Consider the following 18,187-nt stretch of genomic DNA (forward strand, 5'->3'; position numbering starts at 1 on the left):
CCGGATCCGCTCCCTTCGTCGTTCCCGCCCCGGCACCCGGCCCCGGCGGCCACCGCAGGCCGGTCAGCCCGTTCCCGCGCGGCTACGATCGAAGGGCCACTGCGCTGCTTCGGCGCCGCGATCTGGCGCTCGCCGTCCGGAAGGAACCTCATGTCCCACGCCTCCGCCCGCACGCACGTCGAGGACCTCGCGGACTTCGTGGCCGCCTCGCCGTCCAGCTACCACGCGGCGGAGGAGGTCGCGCGGCGGCTCGTGGAGCAGGGCTTCACCCGGCTGGACGAGACCGAGGCGTGGCCGGCGCAGCCGGGCGGGCGGTTCGTGATCGTGCGCGACGGCGCCGCCATCGCCTGGGTCGTGCCGCCGGGGGCCACCGCGACCACGCCCGCGCACGTGCTCGGCGCGCACACGGACTCCCCCGGGTTCAAGCTCAAGCCCCGCCCCACGATCGGGGCGAAGGGCTGGCTGCAGGCGGCCGTGGAGGTCTACGGCGGGCCGCTGCTGAACTCGTGGCTCGACCGCGAGCTGCGTCTCGCGGGCCGGCTCGCCCTCGCGGACGGCCGGGTGGTGCTCGCCGCGACGGGTCCGCTGCTGCGGGTGCCGCAGCTCGCGATCCACCTCGACCGCGGGGTGAACAACACCGGACTCGCCCTCGACAAGCAGTACGAGACGCAGCCGGTGTGGGGCCTGGGCGATCCGGCCGAGGCGGATCTGCTCGCCGAGCTCGCCGACGCCGCCGGCGTGGACGCCAGGGAGATCCGCGGCTTCGACGCCGTCGTCGCCGATGCCGCGCGCGGCGCGGTGTTCGGCAAGGACGACGTGTTCTTCGCGTGCGGACGCCTCGACGACCTCGCCTCGGTGCACGCCGGAGTCGTCGCGCTCGGCGAGGTGGCGTCGCACGGCGACGTCAGCGCGATCGCCGTGCTCGCCGCCTTCGATCACGAGGAGCTCGGATCCGGTTCCCGCTCGGGCGCAGCCGGCCCGATCCTCGAGGACGTGCTGGAGCGCGTCTACGCCGGCCTCGACGCGGACGCCGTCGACGTGCACCGCGCCTACGCCGCTTCCTGGTGCCTGTCCAGCGACGTCGGCCACTCGGTGCACCCGAACTACGCCAGCAAGCACGATCCGGTCGTGCAGCCCGTGCTCGGATCCGGTCCGATCCTGAAGCTCAACGCGAACCAGCGATACGCCACGGACGCGGTCGGCGCCGCCGCCTGGCACCGCTGGTGCGACGCGGCCGGGGTGGTCACGCAGGAGTTCGTCTCGAACAACGACCTCCCGTGCGGCTCCACGATCGGCCCGATCACGGCGACCCGCCTCGGCATCCGCACGGTCGACGTCGGAATCCCGATCCTGTCCATGCACTCCGCCCGCGAGCTCGCCGGCGTGAGCGACCTCCACGACCTCGCCGCCGTCGCCCGCGCGTTCTTCGCCGGCTGACACGTCCGCGCCGCCGTCCAGCGGACGGACCGGAGCGCAGCGATCGGTCCCTCATCCGCGCAGGCCGGCGAACCCGCAGTCCCTTCGACAGGCTCAGGGACCGGACAGGCTCAGGGACCGGACAGGCTCAGGGACCGGACAGGCTCAGGGACCAGCGACGCCCAGGGACCGGCGGCGCGGTCCGGTCAGCGCATCGTGTCCAGGATGCCGACGAGGTCCTCGAACGTGGTGAGCGGGTTCAGGATCGCGAACCGGGTGTTGGTGCGGCCGGCGTGCGAGCTCGGCACGACCAGCGCGTGCTGCGAGTCCAGCAGCTCGGCCGACCAGCGGTCGTAGTCGGCGCGCTCCCATCCCTCACGCTCGAACACGACGACCGAGAGCTGCGGGTCCCGCACCAGGCGCAGCTCCGGCCGGGAGGAGATCTCCGCCGCGATCCGCTGGGTGAGCTCGAGGGTCGCGCTCACCGCGGCCCGGTACGCCGCGACGCCGTAGGTCGCGAGCGAGAACCACAGCGGGAGACCGCGCGGGCGCCGGGTGAGCTGGATCGAGTAGTCCGACGGGCTGAACTCGTCCGTGTCGGTGAGGGTGTCCAGGTACTCGGCGTGCTGGGTGTGCGCGCGCCGACCCATCTCCGGGTCCCGGTACAGCAGCGCGCAGCAGTCGAACGGCGCGAACAGCCACTTGTGCGGGTCGACGATGAGCGAATCCGAGCGCTCGACGCCGGCGAACCACGCGCGCGCCTCGGGGGCGAGCATCGCGGTGAGCCCGTACGCGCCGTCCACGTGCAACCAGAAGTCGAACTCGTCCTTGAGCGCCGCGATCCCGGCGATGTCGTCGACGATCCCGAAGTTGGTGGAGCCGGCGGTGGCGACGACGGCGAACACCGCCTCGCCGTGCTCCTCGAGGGCGGTGCGCACGGCGTCTGCGTGCAGCTTCCCGTCGGATCCGGCGGGGACGGCGACCACGTCGACGTCCATGATCTTCGCGGCGGACTTGTTCGAGGAGTGCGCCTCGATGCTGCAGACCAGCTTCCACCGCGGCGGCAGCTCGCGGCCGGCTGCGAGCAGGGTCGCGCGGGCGTGCTCGCGAGCCGCGGCGAGCGCGGACAGGTTGCCGATCGTGCCGCCCTGCACGAACACGCCGCCCGCGGTGGCCGGCATCCCGAACTCGGCGGCGAGCCAGGACAGCACCTCGTTCTCGGCGTGCACGGCTCCGGCGCCCTCGAGCCAGCTGCCCCCGTAGAGGCCGGAGGCGGAGACGACGAGGTCGAACGCGATCGCGGCCATGGTCGGCGCGGTCGGGATGAACGACAGGTAGGCGGGGTGGCTGGTGGTGAGGCAGGCCGGCGCGAGGATGTGCTCGAACACGGAGAGCGCTCGCTGCGCCCCCAGTCCCTCATTTGTGATCGTGGTGCCGACCAGGCGGCGCAGCTCGGACTCGGGCTGCGGCTTGTCCAGCGGCACATCGGTGGCGAGCATCCGCCGGCGGGAGTAGTCGAGCACGGCGTCGACGATCGCGGCGGATTCGGGCGAGGCGGCATGCATGCGCGCGGCGTCCATGACGGATCCTTTCGACCCGGAAGCCTTCGGGCGCCCGGTGACGAGCAGAATGCCGTACCGGATCAACGGGTCGGCGACATCGTACCCGGTCCGCTCACTCCTGGCGAACCGCTCCGCGCGGAGCGCGGGGTCGCGCGGAGGGCCGGAACTCCGCACTCCGCACGCGCCGAAATCCGCCGCCGGATCCGCCCGCACTGCCAGGATGAAGCCATGTCAGCGCAGAACATCGCCGCATCCCCCGCGCTCATCGAGCGCAACGGCATCGACATCATCCCCGAGTCCGAGCGCACCGCCCGGCCCCGCGACCTGTTCTGGCCGTGGTTCGCCGCGAACGTCTCGGTGTTCGGGATGTCGTACGGATCCTTCCTGCTCGGCTTCGGGATCTCGCTGTGGCAGGCGACGATCGTGGCCGTCGTCGGCATCGTGGTGTCGTTCCTGCTGTGCGGGCTGATCGCGATCGCCGGCAAGCGCGGATCCGCCCCGACCATGGTGCTCTCCCGGGCGGCTTTCGGCGTGCAGGGCCAGAAGATCCCCGGCATCGTCTCGTGGCTGACCTCGATCGGCTGGGAGACCTCGCTCACGATCACGGCCGTGCTGGCCACGACCACCGTGCTGCACGCGCTGGGCTGGGTCGGCAAGGACGGCGACGTCGCGGTGCATCTCATCGCCACGGTCCTCGTGGCCGCCCTCATCGTGGCCGCCTCGGTGCTCGGCTACCACACGATCATGCGGTTGCAGTCGGTGCTCACCTGGCTCACCGGCGCCTTCACCGTGCTGTTCCTGATCCTGACGTTCCAGAGCATCGACTGGGCGAAGGCCTTCGGCCACCCGGACGGCACGCTCGCGCAGACCATCGGCGCCCTGGTCATGGTGATGACGGGGTTCGGGCTCGGCTGGATCAACATCGCGGCCGACTGGTCGCGCTATCAGAAGCGCTCCGTGTCCGACCGGCAGATCGTCGTCTGGAACACGATCGGCGGATCCGTCGCGCCGATCGTGCTGGTGTTCTTCGGCCTGCTGCTGGCGGGATCGGACGAGAAGCTCAGCGCCGCGGTCGGCGCGGATCCGATCGGAGCTCTCGCCGCGCTCCTGCCGGCCTGGGCGCTGTTCCCGTTCCTCATCGTGGCGATCCTCACCCTGGTCTCCGGCGCGGTGCTCGGCATCTACTCCTCCGGACTCACCCTGCTGAGCCTGGGCATCCGGATCCCGCGCCCGGCGGCCGCAGCCGTGGACGGCGTGATCCTCACCGTCGGCACGATCGTGGTGGTGTTCTTCGCGCAGGACTTCATCGGGCCGTTCCAGTCGTTCCTGATCACGCTCGGCGTGCCGATGGCCGGCTGGGCGGGGATCCTCATCGCCGACATCCTGCGCCGCCGCACGGACTACGACGACGCGGCGCTGTTCGACCCGCGCGGTCGCTACGGGGCCTGGGACGGGGTCTCGATCGCGACCCTCGTCGGCGTCTCGCTCGTCGGCTGGGGCTTCGTGGTGAACACCTTCGCGGACGCCGCGCCGTGGAACAACTGGCAGGGCTACCTGCTGTTCCTCATCGGCGGCAGGCAGGGCGAGTGGGCCTACGCCAACCTGGGTGTGTTCCTCGCCCTCGTGCTCGGCTTCGTCATCACCTGGTTCGCCCGCGCCGCCCGGATCCGCCGCCAGGAGCAGGCATGAGCGACGCGGGCCCCGACGCGCCCTGGCTGGTCGTCGTCGATCCGCAGAACGTCTTCGCCTCCGCCGACTCGGCATGGGGATCGCCGATGTTCCCCGCGGCGTTCGCGAACATCCGGCGTCTCGCGGCGGCGGCCGGCGAGCGCGTGCTGGTCACGCGCTGGCTGCCCACCGCTGACCGGAGCACGGCGTGGGGCGACTACTTCGCCGCCTGGCCGTTCGCCGACCGCCCCGCCGACGATCCGCTGTACGACCTGGTGCCGGAGGCGCAGGGCCTCTCCCCGCATCCGACGCTCGACCTGCCCACGTTCGGAAAATGGGGAGCCGTCGAACGCGCGCTGCGGCTCGAGAACGGCGGGCGGTCGGCCCGGGTCGTGCTCACCGGCGTCGCCACCGACTGCTGCGTGATCTCCACGGCGCTCGCGGCCGCCGACGCCGGCGCCCATGTCACGATCGCGGCGGACGCGTGCGCGGGATCGGATCCGGACCACCACGCGGCCGCCCTGGAGATCATGGCGCTGTACGCCCCGCAGCTGTCGGTCGCGGACACCGACGCCGCGCTCTCGGTGCTGACCGCCTGAGGGGTCAGACCCTATGAGGGTGGGGTTCGGTTGGGTGCTTGATGGCCAAGGGCCTCACGGTGCAGATTCGTGGATCATCTCGAGAGCGGCTCGGGATGCCGACATGCAGCGGAGGCCCCTGGTGTTCATTGAGCGTACGGCGATCGGGTTGGATGTGCACGCGCGAAGCGTGCGGGCGGCGGCGTTGGATACGTCGACCGGTGAACTCATCGAAGCGAAACTTCCGCCCGGCAGCGACGCGGTCGCCCGCTGGGTGGACGCGATCGCGGTGCAGCATGGCCCGGTCGCGGCCGTGTACGAGGCCGGCCCGACCGGGTTCGGGTTGGCCCGGACTTTGACCGCAGTGGGAGTGCCGGTCGTGGTTGCGGCACCGTCGAAGATCATCCGACCGGCCGGGGACCGGGTCAAAACCGATGCCCGTGACGCGGTGTTGCTGGCACGCCTGCTGCGGATGGACGAGCTGGTGCCGGTGCGGGTCCCAACCGTCTCGGAGGAAGCAGCCCGTGACCTCGTGCGGGCCCGTGATGACGCCCGTGTCGAGCTGTTGGCCGCACGGCACCGGCTCTCGAAGTTGCTGCTGCGCCGCGGGATCGTCTACGACGGGTCGACGACTTGGAACCGGGAGCACGACTACTGGTTGCGGAGAGTCCGCCGCGATGAGCTTGCCGACGCCGGCGCGGGGACGCTGGCCGCGTTCGACGCCGGCTACGACGCCGTCACCAGCATCCTCACCCGCCGCGACCGGTTAGATGCCACGATCCTGAGCATGGCCGCGAACAGCGAGTTCACCGGCATCACGAACAGGCTCGGATGCCTGCGCGGGATCTCCACACTGACAGGGTTCGCGTTGGCCGTCGAGATCGGCGACTGGGACCGGTTCACCGGGCGCACGATCGCGTCGTATCTCGGGCTCGTCCCGTCCGAGCATTCCTCCGGCGGGTCCCGGTCCCTCGGCCCGATCACCAAGACCGGGAACACCCATGCCCGACGGTTGCTGATCGAAGCAGCCTGGCACCACAAGGCCGATTACCGGCCCGGGAAAGTCATGAAGGACCGATGGGCTGCCGCATCCGCTGCGGCCGCGGCCCGCGGCGACCAGGGCAACCGGCGGCTGCACCGCCGCTGGCAGATCCTCACCGCACACAAGAAGAAGCACACCATCGCGAACACCGCGATCGCCCGCGAACTCGCGGGCTGGTGCTGGTCCCTGGCCGTCATGGACTAACCGCGAAGACTCGTCCGCTTCCGCTGAAACGGGAACGCATGCAGCGTGAGGAGCACACCAGCGATTCGGCTGTGAGCAGCCGCGCACGCACGGCCACGCTCGACCTCAGACAAGCTCGAATGCTCCCACCGAAACAGGGTCATGCGGTAACCAACCCGCGCATATCAGACTGACCACGCGTCACAAGACACGCCGCACCCCGTCCCGTCGGACAGCGAACGACGAAGCGCCGCCCGGCAGCCAGCCCGGCGGCGCTTCACCCTGCCACTTGACAGAAACACCTACATATCAGCCGAGCACGGCGGCGAGGGCGCGCCGGGCGAGGCCGGCGCGGTCGTCGGGCGCCCACTTCACGAGCGAGTGCGCGTTCATGCCGTCCACCATGGCGAGCAGCAGCCAGGCCGCCCCGTCGGCGAGCTCGTCCGCGATCTCCCCCGACGCGACGCCGTCGGCGACGATCTGCTCGAGGTCGTGCTGCCACCGGTCCATCTCGTGGCGCACCCGGGCGGCCAGCTCCTCGTTGCGGGCGCCCGCCGCCCACGCCTGCACCCACACCAGGGTGACGTCGTCGCGGTCGCCGTCCAGCAGCGTCTGCACGATCCCGGCGATCCGCGCGCGCACACCCTGCGCCGCCGACGACTGCGTCACGACCTCCTCGCGTTCGGCCGCCACGATCGCCCCGAAGACCTCGGCCACGAACGCGTCCATGCTCGGCCGGTAGTGCGCGACGAGCGCGGGCGTCACGCCGGCCCTGGTCGCGATCGTGCGCACGGTGAGCCCGGCGATGCCGGACTCCCGGGCGAGCCCGATGGCCGCCTCCCGGATCGCCTTCTCCCGCAGTTCGGGAGGCATCCGTCGCGGGCGAGGGGTTGACGAGGTGTCCATGGGGCTATACCGTATCGCTAGTTGATCGAGTGTTCAACAAGGACGCCGAACCCGATGACGAGGAGCCCCGATGGCCTGGCGCATGCCCAGCGAGACCGCACCGCACGAGCGCACCTGGATGGCGTTCCCCGCCGAGGGGCCCACGCTCGGCGACACCGATGCGCTGCGCGAGGAGGGCTATGCCACGTGGACCGCTGTCGCGCACGCCGTGGCCGAGTTCGAGCCGGTGTCGATCCTGGTGGATCCGTCGGAGCTCGCCCGCGCCCGCCGCATGCTGTCCTCGGAGATCATGATCGTCGAGGCTCCGGTGGACGAGTTCTGGATGCGCGACTCCGGCGCCACCTTCGTCCTCGACCCGGAGCGCCCCGGCGTGCTCGGCGCCGTGGACTGGGTGTTCAACGGCTGGGGCGCCCCCGCGTGGGCGCGCTGGAGCAGCGCCGCCCAGCACGCCCGGATCATCGCGGCCGAGGCGGGCGCAGAGCTGGTCAGCTCGACCCTGGTGAACGAGGGTGGGGGGATCCACGTCGACGGCGAAGGCACCGTGCTGCTCACCGAGACGGTGCAGCTCGATCCGCGCCGCAACCCCTACCTCGACCGGCAGCGCGTCGAGGCCGAGCTGCTGCGCACGATCGGCGCCACGAAGGCCGTATGGCTGCCGCGCGGTCTCACCCGCGACTACGACGAGTTCGGCACCAACGGTCACGTCGACATCGTCGCGACGATCGCCTCCCCCGGCCGGATCCTCCTGCACGCGCAGCAGGATCCCGAGCACCCGGACCACGCCGTCTCCGCGGCGCTGCGCGCGCATCTCGCCGACCAGGTCGACGCCGCCGGCCGCCCCTTCGAGGTCGTCGACCTCCCCGCCCCGGCCACGCTGCGCGACGACGAGGGATTCGTGGACTGGAGCTATGTCAACCACCTCGTCACGAACGACGGCGTGGTGGCGTGCGGCTTCGGAGACGACCGCGCCGATGCCCGGGCCAGGGAGGTCCTCGCCGACGCCTACCCTGGACGCCGGGTCGTCACGGTCGACGCCCGCCCTCTGTTCGACCGCGGCGGCGGCATCCACTGCATCACGCAGCAGCAGCCCGCCCTCGCCCGCTGACGCTTCCGCCGCAGCCGCAGCACCCGCATCCGCCCGCCCCATTCCGAGAAAGCCCACCATGTTCGATGTCGTCGAGACCCCCATCGCTCTCCTGCGCGCCGCGCTGACCTCCGGCGAGACCACCGCCGTCGAGCTCGTGGACGCCTACCTCGCGCGCATCGACGCCTATGACGCGCCCGGCACGCCGACCGCGCTCAACGCGGTGGTCGTGCGCAACCCGGAGGCGCGTGCGGAGGCGGCCTCCTCCGATGCCCGGCGCGCGCGCGGCGAGACCCTCGGCCCGCTGGACGGCATTCCGTACACCGCGAAGGACAGCTACCTCGTGAAGGGGCTGACGGCGGCCGCCGGATCCCCCGCGTTCGCGGATCTCGTCGCGCAGCGCGACGCGTTCACGATCGAGCGGCTGCGCGGCGCGGGCGCGATCTGCCTCGGTCTCACGAACATGCCGCCGATGGCCAACGGGGGCATGCAGCGCGGCGTCTACGGGCGGGCGGAGAGCCCCTACAACCCGGACTTCCTCACCGCGCCGTTCGCATCGGGATCCTCGAACGGCTCCGGCACCGCGACGGCGGCGAGCTTCGCCGCGTTCGGGCTCGGCGAGGAGACCTGGTCCAGCGGCCGCGGCCCCGCCACGAACAACGGCCTGTGCGCCTACACGCCCTCCCGCGGCGTGATCTCGGTGCGCGGCAACTGGCCGCTCGTGCCCACGATGGACGTGGTCGTGCCGCACGCGCGCACGATGGCCGATCTGCTCGAGATCCTCGACGTGATCGTGGCAGACGACGCCGAGACGCGCGGCGACTTCTGGCGCGCGCAGCCGTGGCTCCCCCTCCCCGCGGCGTCCCGCGTGCGCCCCGCCTCGTACCCGGCGCTCACGGACGACGCGGTGGCCGGCCTCTCCGGCCTCCGGATCGGGGTGCCGCGGATGTATCTCAACGCGGATCCGGATGCCGGCACGGCGGAGCACCCCGGGATCGGCGGGCCGACCGGGCAGCGCATCGAGACCCGCGCCTCGATCATCGCCCGCTGGGAGCGGGCGCGGGCCGATCTGGAGCGCGCGGGCGCCGAGGTCGTCGAGGTCGACTTCCCCGTCGTGACGAACTACGAGGGCGACCGGCCGGGCGCTCCCACGATCGCGACCCGCGGGCTGGTCCCCCCCGACTTCCTGCAGCACGAGATCGTGGACCTGTCGGCGTGGGCGTGGGACGACTTCCTCGCCGCGAACGGGGATCCCGCGCTGCGCGGCCTGGCCGACGTCGACGGCGCGTCGATCTTCCCGCATCCCGAGGGCGCGCTGCCCGACCGCTACACCGGCTTCGACGACGACATCGCGGAGTACCCGGGCTGGGTGCGCGAGCACCCGGACGCCACGATCACGACGATCCCCGACCTCGAGGACGGCCTGATCGGCCTGGAAGAGACCCGCCGGATCGATCTCGAGGACTGGATGGACGAGCTCCGCCTCGACGCCGTCGTCTTCCCCGCGGTCGCCGATGTGGGGCCGGCCGACATGGACGTGAACCCCGCGTCTGCGGATCTGGGCTGGCGCAACGGCACCTGGATCGCGAACGGCAACCTGGCCATGCGCCATCTCGGCATCCCGAGCGTGACGGTGCCGGCCGGGCTCATGGCGGACATCGGCATGCCGATCGGACTGACCTTCATCGGCCGCGCCTATGACGACGCGAACCTGCTGCGGATCGGTGCAGGCTTCGAGGCGATCGGCGCGGAGGGCGACCGCCGGGTTCCGCCGCCGCGCACTCCGCGCCTCTGAGTCGCGACCGGCCTTGCGGCTCCGCGCACGTGTCCGCTCCGCTCGTGTCCGGTCCCTGAGCCTGTCGAAGGGACATCGCCCACCGCCCCCGGTACGGTCCGGCCCGGTCCCTGAGCCTGTCGAAGGGTTATCGCCCCCGCCCCCGGTCCGGTCGTGCCAGTGTGTCGGCAGATTTCGCGCGTCCTTCTCCTCCGGACGACCCGGCCGTAGCCTGAACGGACCGATCCTGTGAGGAGACCACCGTGGACACGCCCCGTATCCGTCTTTCGCCCGCCGAGGTGCGTGGACGTGCGGCGTGCATGTGCGACCACGGCGATGTCTGCTCCTCGTTCGCGCCCGGCCACGCCCTGCACCTGATCCAGTCCCGGCTCGCCGCCGCGACGACGACCGGCTGGGCCGATGCGCTCGTCGTGCACGCCGACCGTGGCACGGGAGAGATCCTGCTGCACACGCTCGACGGCGAGGAGCTCACCCTCTGGAACGCCGGCGGCGCATCGCTCGAGGTCGAGCCGGGTCAGCCCGTCGCCCTGCACACCCGCTGGGACGTGCTCGCGGTCGGCACGCTGCGCTACAACGTCGCACGCGTCTGAGCCGGCACGGGCGCAAGGCAGACCGGCTCGCGCCGGCCACGCCTCGCCCCGTGATCGTCAGGACCGCAGCTCGCGGGTGAAGCCCTGCAGGTGCTCCTGCAGGCGCAGGATCCTGAGATCGCGTGCCGCCTCGCGGTCGAAGCCCTCGTAGGCGAGCGGCGGCAGCCGGCGCACGTTCGCCGAGCAGGCGAAGTTCGCGCAGACCAGGGTGCCGATCGTGTCGCCGTTGCGGCCGGCCGGGCCGGCCTTGCGGGCCGCGAAGAACTGCACGTCGTTGCGCAGGGTGACGTCCTCGCACCACGAGCACTGCGCGCGGGCGAGCGTGCGCTGCTCGGCCGGCTGCAGCAGCACCGCGACGGCCGACCCGTCGCCGCTCCAGGCGGCGACGTAGGCGCGGCGGGGCATCTTCGGATCCTGCCAGCCGAGGAAGTCGAGCGCCTCGAAGTCGACGTCGGCGAAGTCCGGCGGCAGGGTCAGCGAGGCGGCCTCCTTGCGGGAGGCGTTGAGGAAGGATGCGCGGATGGTGCGCTCATCGATGGGAAGCATGTCTGTGCTCTCTGCCCGCGAGGGGCGTCACGATACGAAGGGCGCCGGACGGTGTGTCGACGGCGAGAGGGCCGGCGGACGCACCGCCGGACGACACCCGAGGGGTTACCCGCTCTCGGGCACGACAGATCACCGGCGATCGTCATCGCCGGTGGACGTCAGCCTCTGCCGCCGGCACGGAAAGCGCCGGCGACCTCCTTCGGCACCGCGAGGGTGCTCCGCGTGACGAGCATGTCTCGATTCTACGTCGCCCGGCCGAACCGGGCCCTGAGCCGGTGTCAGGCGGCCATCATCGAGCTGCGCATCGCCATGCACGCATCCATGCATGCCTTGCAGGCGGCCGCGCACATCCGACAGACCTCGCTGTGGTTCTCGTGCGGCATGCACATGTCCATGCAGAGCTGGCACATCGCCATGCAGGCGTCGAGCATCGACATCATCACCGCCGGCGTCATGCCCTGCATGCGCATCATCGAGCGCATCATCGTGTTGCACATGTCGGCGCAGTTCATGCAGGCCGGCGAGCAGTCCATCATCTGCGTGGAACAGACCGTGCATGCCTGCTCGCACGCGGAACACGCGTCCATGCAGGCCTGCATCAGGGACATATCCATCGCCTGAGCGTCGCCCATCATGCCCTTCATCGAGTCCATCATCATCGCGTCCATCGCAAGCTCCTTCGTCAGCGGAAGGCGGGAGAACGACCCGTCTGACGCAAGGCTAACCCCGACGGCCCGTCACGTCGATGCCCGATCCGCGGGGGTCCCGCGGTCCTGCGCAGAGGGCGCGTCGTCCTGCGCGGGCACGCGAATCCCGCCGCGGAGCGGCGGAGGTCGCGGGCCGGGCAGGCACGAAAAAGGCCGCCCGTGAGGGCGGCCTTGAATCATTCAGACCCTGAAATGCAGAAAGGCCACCCTGCTTTGGGTGGCCTTTCTGGTAAAGGAAGTCCGGCGGTGTCCTACTCTCCCACAGGGTCCCCCCTGCAGTACCATCGGCGCTGTGAGGCTTAGCTTCCGGGTTCGGAATGTGACCGGGCGTTTCCCTCACGCTATGGCCGCCGAAACACTATTGACGTGTCTCGAACAAGCACAAACATGAATGTTTGATGTGTTCGCGGTTTCGACCGTACGTCGAGAACCACAAAGTGGACGCAAGCACCAGGAACGGTGTGTTATCAAGTCATCGGCTTATTAGTACCAGTCAGCTGCACGCATTGCTGCGCTTCCACATCTGGCCTATCAACCCAGTAGTCTGGCTGGGAGCCTCTCACCCGAAGGTATGGAAGTCTCATCTTGAGGCCGGCTTCCCGCTTAGATGCTTTCAGCGGTTATCCATCCCGAACGTAGCTAACCAGCGGTGCTCCTGGCGGAACAACTGGCACACCAGAGGTTCGTCCAACCCGGTCCTCTCGTACTAGGGTCAGATCCTCTCAAACTTCCTACGCGCGCAGCGGATAGGGACCGAACTGTCTCACGACGTTCTAAACCCAGCTCGCGTACCGCTTTAATGGGCGAACAGCCCAACCCTTGGGACCTACTCCAGCCCCAGGATGCGACGAGCCGACATCGAGGTGCCAAACCATGCCGTCGATATGGACTCTTGGGCAAGATCAGCCTGTTATCCCCGAGGTACCTTTTATCCGTTGAGCGACAGCGCTTCCACAAGCCACTGCCGGATCACTAGTCCCGACTTTCGTCCCTGCTCGACCTGTCAGTCTCACAGTCAAGCTCCCTTGTGCACTTACACTCGACACCTGATTGCCAACCAGGTTGAGGGAACCTTTGGGCGCCTCCGTTACTTTTTGGGAGGCAACCGCCCCAGTTAAACTACCCACCAGGCACTGTCCCTGAACCGGATCACGGTTCGAAGTTAGATATCCAGAGTGACCAGAGTGGTATTTCAACAATGACTCCACGGTAACTGGCGTCACCGCTTCAAAGTCTCCCACCTATCCTACACAAGCCACACCGAACACCAATACCAAGCTGTAGTAAAGGTCACGGGGTCTTTCCGTCCTGCTGCGCGTAACGAGCATCTTTACTCGTAATGCAATTTCGCCGAGTTCGCGGTTGAGACAGTTGGGAAGTCGTTACGCCATTCGTGCAGGTCGGAACTTACCCGACAAGGAATTTCGCTACCTTAGGATGGTTATAGTTACCACCGCCGTTTACTGGGGCTTAAATTCTGAGCTTCGCCGAAGCTAACCCGTCCTCTTAACCTTCCAGCACCGGGCAGGCGTCAGTCCGTATACATCGTCTTGCGACTTGGCACGGACCTGTGTTTTTAGTAAACAGTCGCTACCCACTAGTCTCTGCGGCCACCACACCCTTTTCCACGCAAGGCGGTATAAGTGGATGGCCCCCCTTCTCCCGAAGTTACGGGGGCATTTTGCCGAGTTCCTTAACCACGATTCTCTCGATCTCCTTGGTATTCTCTACCTGACCACCTGAGTCGGTTTGGGGTACGGGCGGCTAGAACCTCGCGTCGATGCTTTTCTTGGCAGCATAGGATCACCCACTTTTCATCCGCATCGTGTCTCAGCCTGAATGAGAGACGGATTTGCCTATCTCTCGGCCTACGCACTTGCACCAGGACAACCATCGCCTGGCTTGGGCTACCTTCCTGCGTCACACCTGTTAATACGCTAGCCGCACCAGAATGGGGTCGTACGCTAGGCCCCACGCCATCACCCGAAGGATCCGGTCGCAGGGATTCAGATACTTAGCACTACTGGATTGACTGGGGCGGTTCTTCGCCGGTACGGGAATATCAACCCGTTGTCCATCGACTACGCCTGTCGGCCTCGCCTTAGGTCCCGACTTACCCAGGGAAGATTAGCTTGACCCTGGAACCCTTGGTCTTTCGGAGGACGTGTTTCTCACACGTCTTTCGCTACTCATGCCTGCATTCTCACTCGTGTGGCGTCCACGGCTGGATCACTCCGCCGCTTCACCCGCCACACGACGCTCTCCTACCCATCAACACGGCTGGACCACGAAGGCCTACCATTAATGTCAATGCCACAACTTCGGTGGCGTGCTTGAGCCCCGTTACATTGTCGGCGCGGAATCACTTGACCAGTGAGCTATTACGCACTCTTTCAAGGGTGGCTGCTTCTAAGCCAACCTCCTGGTTGTCACAGCAACTCCACATCCTTTCCCACTTAGCACGCGCTTAGGGACCTTAGATGGTGGTCTGGGTTGTTTCCCTCTCGACTATGAAGCTTATCCCCCACAGTCTCACTGCTGCGCTCTCACTTACCGGCATTCGGAGTTTGGCTGACGTCAGTAACCTTGTAGGGCCCATCGGCCATCCAGTAGCTCTACCTCCGGCAAGAAACACGCAACGCTGCACCTAAATGCATTTCGGAGAGAACCAGCTATCACGAAGTTTGATTGGCCTTTCACCCCTATCCACAGCTCATCCCCTCAGTTTTCAACCTAAGTGGGTTCGGCCCTCCACGACGTCTTACCGTCGCTTCAGCCTGGCCATGGATAGATCACTTCGCTTCGGGTCTAGGACACGCGACTGAATCGCCCTATTCAGACTCGCTTTCGCTACGGCTACCCCACACGGGTTAACCTCGCCACGTATCGCTAACTCGCAGGCTCATTCTTCAAAAGGCACGCTGTCACCCCTACTAAGGAGGCTCCAACGGTTTGTAAGCAAACGGTTTCAGGTACTATTTCACTCCCCTCCCGGGGTACTTTTCACCTTTCCCTCACGGTACTTGTCCGCTATCGGTCATCTGGGAGTATTTAGGCTTATCAGGTGGTCCTGACAGATTCACACGGGATTTCACGGGCCCCGTGCTACTTGGGATACTCTTCACGCCAAGCCAGGCATTTCGACTACGGGGTTCGCACCCTCTATGACCGGCCATTCAAAACCGTTCGTCTATACCTGCTTGTAACGCTGAAAGTTCGGCAGAACAATCCAAAAAGTCCCACAACCCCGAGCATGCAACGCCTGCCGGCTATCACACACACCCGGTTTAGCCTCATCCGCTTTCGCTCGCCACTACTCACGGAATCACATGTTGTTTTCTCTTCCTGTGGGTACTGAGATGTTTCACTTCCCCACGTTCCCTCTACCCGCCCTATATATTCAGGCGGGAGTCACTAGGTCGGCACGCCGCCCAGCGGGGTTTCCCCATTCGGACACCCTCGGATCAAAACTCGCTTATCAGTTCCCCGAGGCTTATCGCAGATTGCTACGTCCTTCTTCGGCTCCAGATGCCAAGGCATCCACCGTTTGCTCTTAAAGACTTGAAATCACATGAGTTCATCAAGAATCGGAACCAAACCCCGAAGGATCCGGTTCGAAATTGACTAATGATCTTTAAGATCATCAAAACGAGACAATCCGAAGATCGTCTCGAAGATGCTCGCGTCCACTGTGTAGTTCTCAAAGTACGGGCGGTGCTCATCCCCACCAGCACAAAACCGGCGGCGAAGAGCCCGAGGAACAGCTGCGATCCGAAGATCACATCCGGTCCCTCAGGACCCAACAGCGTGCAGGCACCCCGCTCACCCATCCCCACGTTCCCACCAGACCCGAAGGCCCGACGTACTAACGAAGATCAGCTGCGCTGATGCCATGTCAAATGTTCCACCCATGAGCTAACCGGCAAGACACATTCGGTCTCGACCCGGCGCCTGGAAGACCGAAGCCTCCAGATGCTCCTTAGAAAGGAGGTGATCCAGCCGCACCTTCCGGTACGGCTACCTTGTTACGACTTAGTCCTAATTACCGATCCCACCTTCGACGGCTCCCTCCACAAGGGTTAGGCCACCGGCTTCAGGTGTTACCGACTTTCATGACTTGACGGGCGGTGTGTACAAGACCCGGGAACGTATTCACCGCAGCGTTGCTGATCTGCGATTACTAGCGACTCCGACTTCATGAGGTCGAGTTGCAGACCTCAATCCGAACTGGGACCGGCTTTTTGGGATTCGCTCCACCTCACGGTATTGCAGCCCTTTGTACCGGCCATTGTAGCATGCGTGAAGCCCAAGACATAAGGGGCATGATGATTTGACGTCATCCCCACCTTCCTCCGAGTTGACCCCGGCAGTATCCCATGAGTTCCCACCATTACGTGCTGGCAACATAGAACGAGGGTTGCGCTCGTTGCGGGACTTAACCCAACATCTCACGACACGAGCTGACGACAACCATGCACCACCTGTTCACCAGTGTCCAAAGAGTCCCGTATTTCTACGGTGTTCTGGTGTATGTCAAGCCTTGGTAAGGTTCTTCGCGTTGCATCGAATTAATCCGCATGCTCCGCCGCTTGTGCGGGTCCCCGTCAATTCCTTTGAGTTTTAGCCTTGCGGCCGTACTCCCCAGGCGGGGAACTTAATGCGTTAGCTGCGTCACGGAATCCGTGGAAAGGACCCCACAACTAGTTCCCAACGTTTACGGGGTGGACTACCAGGGTATCTAAGCCTGTTTGCTCCCCACCCTTTCGCTCCTCAGCGTCAGTTACGGCCCAGAGATCTGCCTTCGCCATCGGTGTTCCTCCTGATATCTGCGCATTCCACCGCTACACCAGGAATTCCAATCTCCCCTACCGCACTCTAGTCTGCCCGTACCCACTGCAGACCCGAGGTTGAGCCTCGGGATTTCACAGCAGACGCGACAAACCGCCTACGAGCTCTTTACGCCCAATAATTCCGGATAACGCTTGCGCCCTACGTATTACCGCGGCTGCTGGCACGTAGTTAGCCGGCGCTTTTTCTGCAGGTACCGTCACTCACGCTTCTTCCCTGCTAAAAGAGGTTTACAACCCGAAGGCCGTCATCCCTCACGCGGCGTTGCTGCATCAGGCTTCCGCCCATTGTGCAATATTCCCCACTGCTGCCTCCCGTAGGAGTCTGGGCCGTGTCTCAGTCCCAGTGTGGCCGGTCACCCTCTCAGGCCGGCTACCCGTCGACGCCTTGGTGAGCCATTACCTCACCAACAAGCTGATAGGCCGCGAGCCCATCCCCCACCAAAAAATCTTTCCAACCAGTAACCATGCGGTTCCAGTTCGTATCCAGTATTAGACGCCGTTTCCAGCGCTTATCCCAGAGTGAGGGGCAGGTTGCTCACGTGTTACTCACCCGTTCGCCACTAATCCCCCAAAGCAAGCTTCGGGTTCATCGTTCGACTTGCATGTGTTAAGCACGCCGCCAGCGTTCATCCTGAGCCAGGATCAAACTCTCCGTAAAAGAAAAAAACAGGACCACCAGGGAAAACCAGCGACCTGCGAGTTTGAAACTGACCAAAGAGACAAAATCAACTGACTTCATCCGAATGCCAACCCCGAAAAAAGGAGTTGGTCTTTGATCCAAAGGAATTTCTCAAACCAGCCCAAAAAGGACCGGAACGAGGAATAAATTGGCATTTGACAAGTGCACGCTGTTGAGTTCTCAAGGATCGGATGCTCCTGCGTTCCGGCCTCTCAGCCTTCCCTTCAGGGCAACTTCTCTATCTTATCCGTGTCGCTCAGGCTGTCAAATCGACGCGCCGTGAGGTTTGGACCAGATCCGCTGTCTCGTTTCCGAGGCAACTTCTCAAGCTTAGCCCTCCCGGCCAGTCTGTCAAATCGACGATCCTGGCGGACGGCCACCATTTCGAGCGCACGCGCTCGACCCCGCCGCAGGACGAACCTGCGAAGAGGAACCAGCTTCCGGAGAAGGAGGTGGGCGGTTGTTCGCCGCTTGGGGAGTCAGGCCTTCCGGCCCTTCGCTCTACCGCTTGGGGCGAACAAGTAATAAGTTACGCGGATCCCCGGGTTCCGGCAAATCGCGGCGCCCGCCCGGGCGTGTCG

At 66.2% G+C, this 18,187-nt stretch carries 11 protein-coding genes and 3 rRNA genes; 8 read left to right on the forward strand and 6 right to left on the reverse strand.

The window, feature by feature from the left end; translation table 11 throughout:
- Nucleotides 1-150: 150 nt before the first annotated feature.
- Nucleotides 151-1,437, forward strand: coding sequence for a M18 family aminopeptidase (locus tag ACTJJZ_RS17120; protein ID WP_440722396.1), 1,287 nt, complete (start codon nucleotides 151-153; stop codon nucleotides 1,435-1,437).
- A 185-nt stretch (nucleotides 1,438-1,622) separates the two neighbouring features.
- On the opposite strand, the gene ACTJJZ_RS17125 is transcribed toward ACTJJZ_RS17120, so the two are convergent.
- Nucleotides 1,623-2,996, reverse strand: coding sequence for a pyridoxal phosphate-dependent decarboxylase family protein (locus ACTJJZ_RS17125; RefSeq protein ID WP_440722397.1), 1,374 nt, complete (start codon nucleotides 2,994-2,996; stop codon nucleotides 1,623-1,625).
- 210 nt (nucleotides 2,997-3,206) lie between these two features.
- Here ACTJJZ_RS17125 and ACTJJZ_RS17130 point away from each other — a divergent pair, with 210 nt between their 5' ends.
- The 3 genes from ACTJJZ_RS17130 (at nucleotide 3,207) to ACTJJZ_RS17140 (ending at nucleotide 6,470) form a co-directional block, all read left to right on the forward strand.
- The gene (locus tag ACTJJZ_RS17130; protein WP_440722398.1) at nucleotides 3,207-4,667 is read left to right on the forward strand and encodes a purine-cytosine permease family protein; all 1,461 of its coding nucleotides are present in this window, start codon (nucleotides 3,207-3,209) and stop codon (nucleotides 4,665-4,667) included.
- Entirely contained in the window at nucleotides 4,664-5,245 is a 582-nt protein-coding gene (locus ACTJJZ_RS17135) for a cysteine hydrolase family protein (RefSeq protein WP_440722399.1), read from the forward strand. Before ACTJJZ_RS17130 ends, ACTJJZ_RS17135 begins: the two co-directional genes overlap by 4 nt.
- Before the next feature lie 103 nt (nucleotides 5,246-5,348).
- Nucleotides 5,349-6,470 carry an IS110 family transposase gene (locus ACTJJZ_RS17140; RefSeq protein ID WP_440722400.1) on the forward strand — a complete coding sequence of 374 codons (1,122 nt, stop codon included), beginning with the start codon at nucleotides 5,349-5,351 and terminating at the stop codon, nucleotides 6,468-6,470.
- A gap of 288 nt (nucleotides 6,471-6,758) precedes the next feature.
- On the opposite strand, the gene ACTJJZ_RS17145 is transcribed toward ACTJJZ_RS17140, so the two are convergent.
- Nucleotides 6,759-7,355, reverse strand: a complete 597-nt coding sequence (locus tag ACTJJZ_RS17145) for a TetR/AcrR family transcriptional regulator (protein ID WP_440722401.1) — start codon at nucleotides 7,353-7,355, stop codon at nucleotides 6,759-6,761.
- A gap of 70 nt (nucleotides 7,356-7,425) precedes the next feature.
- Here ACTJJZ_RS17145 and ACTJJZ_RS17150 point away from each other — a divergent pair, with 70 nt between their 5' ends.
- The 3 genes from ACTJJZ_RS17150 (at nucleotide 7,426) to ACTJJZ_RS17160 (ending at nucleotide 10,824) form a co-directional block, all read left to right on the forward strand.
- The gene (locus tag ACTJJZ_RS17150) at nucleotides 7,426-8,460 is read left to right on the forward strand and encodes an agmatine deiminase family protein (protein ID WP_440722402.1); all 1,035 of its coding nucleotides are present in this window, start codon (nucleotides 7,426-7,428) and stop codon (nucleotides 8,458-8,460) included.
- Between the two features lie 58 nt (nucleotides 8,461-8,518).
- On the forward strand, nucleotides 8,519-10,234 hold the full coding sequence (locus tag ACTJJZ_RS17155; RefSeq protein ID WP_440722403.1) for an amidase: 1,716 nt from the start codon (nucleotides 8,519-8,521) through the stop codon (nucleotides 10,232-10,234).
- Nucleotides 10,235-10,476: 242 nt separating this feature from the next.
- Nucleotides 10,477-10,824 carry a hypothetical protein gene (locus ACTJJZ_RS17160; protein WP_440722404.1) on the forward strand — a complete coding sequence of 116 codons (348 nt, stop codon included), beginning with the start codon at nucleotides 10,477-10,479 and terminating at the stop codon, nucleotides 10,822-10,824.
- A gap of 57 nt (nucleotides 10,825-10,881) precedes the next feature.
- Here the strand turns inward: ACTJJZ_RS17160 and ACTJJZ_RS17165 are convergent, their stop codons facing one another.
- Nucleotides 10,882-11,370 carry an FBP domain-containing protein gene (locus tag ACTJJZ_RS17165; RefSeq protein WP_440722405.1) on the reverse strand — a complete coding sequence of 163 codons (489 nt, stop codon included), beginning with the start codon at nucleotides 11,368-11,370 and terminating at the stop codon, nucleotides 10,882-10,884.
- A 222-nt stretch (nucleotides 11,371-11,592) separates the two neighbouring features.
- Here ACTJJZ_RS17165 and ACTJJZ_RS17170 point away from each other — a divergent pair, with 222 nt between their 5' ends.
- Nucleotides 11,593-11,991, forward strand: coding sequence for a hypothetical protein (locus ACTJJZ_RS17170; RefSeq protein WP_440722406.1), 399 nt, complete (start codon nucleotides 11,593-11,595; stop codon nucleotides 11,989-11,991).
- A gap of 324 nt (nucleotides 11,992-12,315) precedes the next feature.
- On the opposite strand, the gene rrf is transcribed toward ACTJJZ_RS17170, so the two are convergent.
- The 3 genes from rrf to ACTJJZ_RS17185 form a co-directional block, all read right to left on the reverse strand.
- A 5S ribosomal RNA gene (gene rrf / locus ACTJJZ_RS17175) occupies nucleotides 12,316-12,432 on the reverse strand.
- A 108-nt stretch (nucleotides 12,433-12,540) separates the two neighbouring features.
- A 23S ribosomal RNA gene (locus tag ACTJJZ_RS17180) occupies nucleotides 12,541-15,644 on the reverse strand.
- 416 nt (nucleotides 15,645-16,060) lie between these two features.
- Nucleotides 16,061-17,585: ribosomal RNA gene (locus tag ACTJJZ_RS17185) — 16S ribosomal RNA — on the reverse strand.
- The 16S, 23S and 5S rRNA genes sit together here, the layout of an rRNA operon.
- Between the last annotated feature and the right edge of the window lie 602 nt (nucleotides 17,586-18,187).

Source organism: Microbacterium sp. 22242, from assembly GCF_052045495.1.
In the GTDB taxonomy this organism is placed as follows: Bacteria; Actinomycetota; Actinomycetes; order Actinomycetales; family Microbacteriaceae; genus Microbacterium.